This window comes from Rugamonas violacea, from assembly GCF_016461825.1.
Classification (GTDB): Bacteria; Pseudomonadota; Gammaproteobacteria; order Burkholderiales; family Burkholderiaceae_D; genus Rugamonas.
Map to the genome: position 1 here is coordinate 178,397 of NZ_JAEMNU010000123.1, position 2,915 is coordinate 181,311.

Annotated in this window: 2 protein-coding genes; both read left to right on the forward strand. The window is 64.1% G+C overall.

The window, feature by feature from the left end:
- Positions 1–220: 220 nt before the first annotated feature.
- Entirely contained in the window at positions 221–1,507 is a 1,287-nt protein-coding gene (locus tag H7U20_RS23035) for a Glu/Leu/Phe/Val family dehydrogenase (protein ID WP_199761465.1), read from the forward strand.
- 94 nt (positions 1,508–1,601) lie between these two features.
- A complete protein-coding gene (locus H7U20_RS23040; protein WP_199761466.1) occupies positions 1,602–2,834 on the forward strand; it encodes a malic enzyme-like NAD(P)-binding protein in 1,233 nt (410 codons plus the stop codon).
- Positions 2,835–2,915 lie beyond the last annotated feature (81 nt).

Sequence of the window (2,915 nt, forward strand, 5' to 3'; positions counted from 1 at the left end):
GCCAGCCCCAAAACTTCACGACACCAATATCCGCCCCGCCATCCCGCGCGCGCCTTGGGGCGGCCTTGCATATGTCAAGCCACTTTTTAAACTATGCAAAAAATGCATAGCCAAATGCGCATATAGCATTGGCCTGCCCAGCCCGCCTCATCCTATGATTCGTGCCACTTGAACGCCTTTTACCAGTGGCGACAATCACGAATTCATAGGAGCTTTCAGCATGACCACCCAACACGCACTGCCTTCCTACCTCAATCCCGATGATCTCGGCCCTTGGGGCGTTTACCTCGAACAGATCGAGCGCGTCACGCCCCACCTGGGCAGCCTGTCGCGTTGGGTCGAAACCCTCAAGCGTCCAAAGCGCATCCTGACCGTTGACGTGCCCATCGAGCGCGACGACGGCTCGATCGCCCACTACGAAGGCTACCGCGTGCAGCACAATATGTCGCGCGGCCCGGGCAAAGGCGGCGTGCGCTTCCACCAGGACGTGACCCTGTCCGAAGTGATGGCCCTGTCGGCCTGGATGACGGTCAAGAACGCGGCGGTCAACGTGCCATACGGCGGCGCCAAAGGCGGTATCCGTGTCGATCCAAAGACCCTGTCGCGCAACGAACTGCAGCGCCTGACCCGTCGCTACACCAGCGAAATCAGCCTGATTATCGGCCCGAACAAGGACATCCCCGCACCCGACGTCAACACCAACGAACAGGTGATGGCTTGGATGATGGACTCCTACGCCATGATCGAAGGTAACCTGTCGACCGGCGTCGTGACCGGCAAACCAATCTCGCTGGGTGGCTCGCTGGGCCGCCGCGAAGCGACCGGCCGTGGCGTGTTCGTGGTGGGCCGCGAAGCCGCCGCCAAGCGTGGCGTCAGCATCCCCGGCGCCCGTGTCTGCATCCAGGGCTTCGGCAACGTCGGCGGCGTGGCGGCGACCATGTTCGCCGAAGCCGGCTCGAAAGTGATCGCGGTACAGGATCACACCGGCACCGTGGTCAACCAGGGTGGTTTGGACGTGGCCCGTCTGCACCTGCACGTCGCCGAATGCGGCAGCGTCAGCGGCTTCCCCGGCGCCGAAGCCTTCCTCGACCGCGACGCCTTCTGGGGCATCGAGTCGGACATCCTGATCCCGGCCGCGCTGGAACAGCAGATCACCGCCGCCAACGCGAACACCATCCGCACCAAGATCATCCTGGAAGGCGCCAACGGCCCGACCACGCCGGAAGCGGACGACATCCTGACCGACAAGGACGTGCTGATCGTGCCGGACGTGCTGGCCAACGCCGGTGGCGTGACCGTCAGCTACTTCGAATGGGTGCAGGATTTCTCCAGCTTCTTCTGGAGCGAGGACGAGATCAACGCCCGTCTGACCCGCATCATGCAGGATGCCTTCAACGCGGTGTGGAGCGTGTCGCAGGATAAGAAGGTGACGCTGCGTACCGCAACCTTCATCCTGGCTTGCACCCGCGTGCTGCAAGCGCGCGAAGTACGCGGCCTGTATCCATGATCCGACGCTGACATCAGCACATTCGCGCCTGCACCGGCTTTTGCCTGTGCAGGCGTTTTTCGCATTTAACGACAAGAACAAGCTAGGAGAAGCAATGAGCACCATCGAACAGAAGGCATTGGCCTATCATCGCGCCGGCAGCGCCGGCAAAATCGCCATCGAAGTGACCAAGAGCGTCAGCACCCAGGAAGACCTGGCGCTGGCCTACTCGCCCGGCGTGGCCGCGCCCTGCGTGGAGATCCAGCGCGATCCGGCCAAGGCCTATGAATACACCGCCAAGGGCAACCTGGTCGGCGTCATCACCAACGGCACCGCCGTCCTCGGCCTGGGCAATATCGGCGCGCTGGCCGGCAAGCCGGTCATGGAGGGCAAGGTCGTCCTGTTCAAAAAATTCGCCGGCATCGACTCCTTCGACATCGAGATCGACGAGACCGACCCGGACAAGCTGGTCGACATCATCGCCGCCCTGCATCCGACCTTCGGCGGCATCAACCTGGAAGACATCAAGGCGCCGGAGTGCTTCTACATCGAGCGCAAGCTGCGCGAACGCCTGTCGATCCCGGTGTTCCATGACGACCAGCACGGCACCGCCATCGTGGTCGGCGCCGGCATGCTGAACGCCATCGAGATGAGCGGCCGCGACATCGCCACCGTCAAGATCGTTTGCTCGGGCGCCGGCGCCGCCGCCATCGCCTGTTTGGAACTGCTGGTCGACCTGGGCGCCCAGCGCGAGAACATCTTCGTCTGCGACAGCCAGGGCGTGCTGAGCACCGCGCGCGGCCTGTCCGGCGAAAAGCTGGACTGGGCGCGCGACACCAGCGCCACCAAGCTGTCGCAAGTGATCGAAGGCGCCGACGTGTTCCTCGGCGTGTCCGGTCCGGGCGTGCTGTCACAGATGGACGTGCAGAAGATGGCCAAGACGCCGATCGTCTTCACGCTGGCCAATCCCGAGCCGGAGCTGCGGCCGGAACTGGTGCGTGAAGTGGCGCCGGACGCCATCATCGCCACCGGCCGTTCCGACTACCCGAACCAGATCAACAACGCGCTGTGCTTCCCCTACCTGTTCCGCGCCGCGCTGGACTGCGGCGCCAGCACCATCAACCAGGAGATGAAGCGCGCCTGCGTGGTGGCACTGGCCGGCATGGCGCGCAGCGATGCGCGCTTCGGCAAGGACTACGTGGTGCCGGGACTGCTCGACCCGCGTCTGCTGAGCGGCGTCACGCCGAAGATCGCCACGGCGGCCTTCCGCAGCGGCGTGGCGCGCAAGGAGCTCAACGAGGTGGAGTACTCGGCCGACCTGAGCGACCTGGCGCAACAGCTGATTTAATTCCAGCGGCCGGGGACTGCGGACAAACCCATCGGCGCAACGGGATCAGCCAAGCCAAGGCGCCCGCTGCGCCCAAACCAC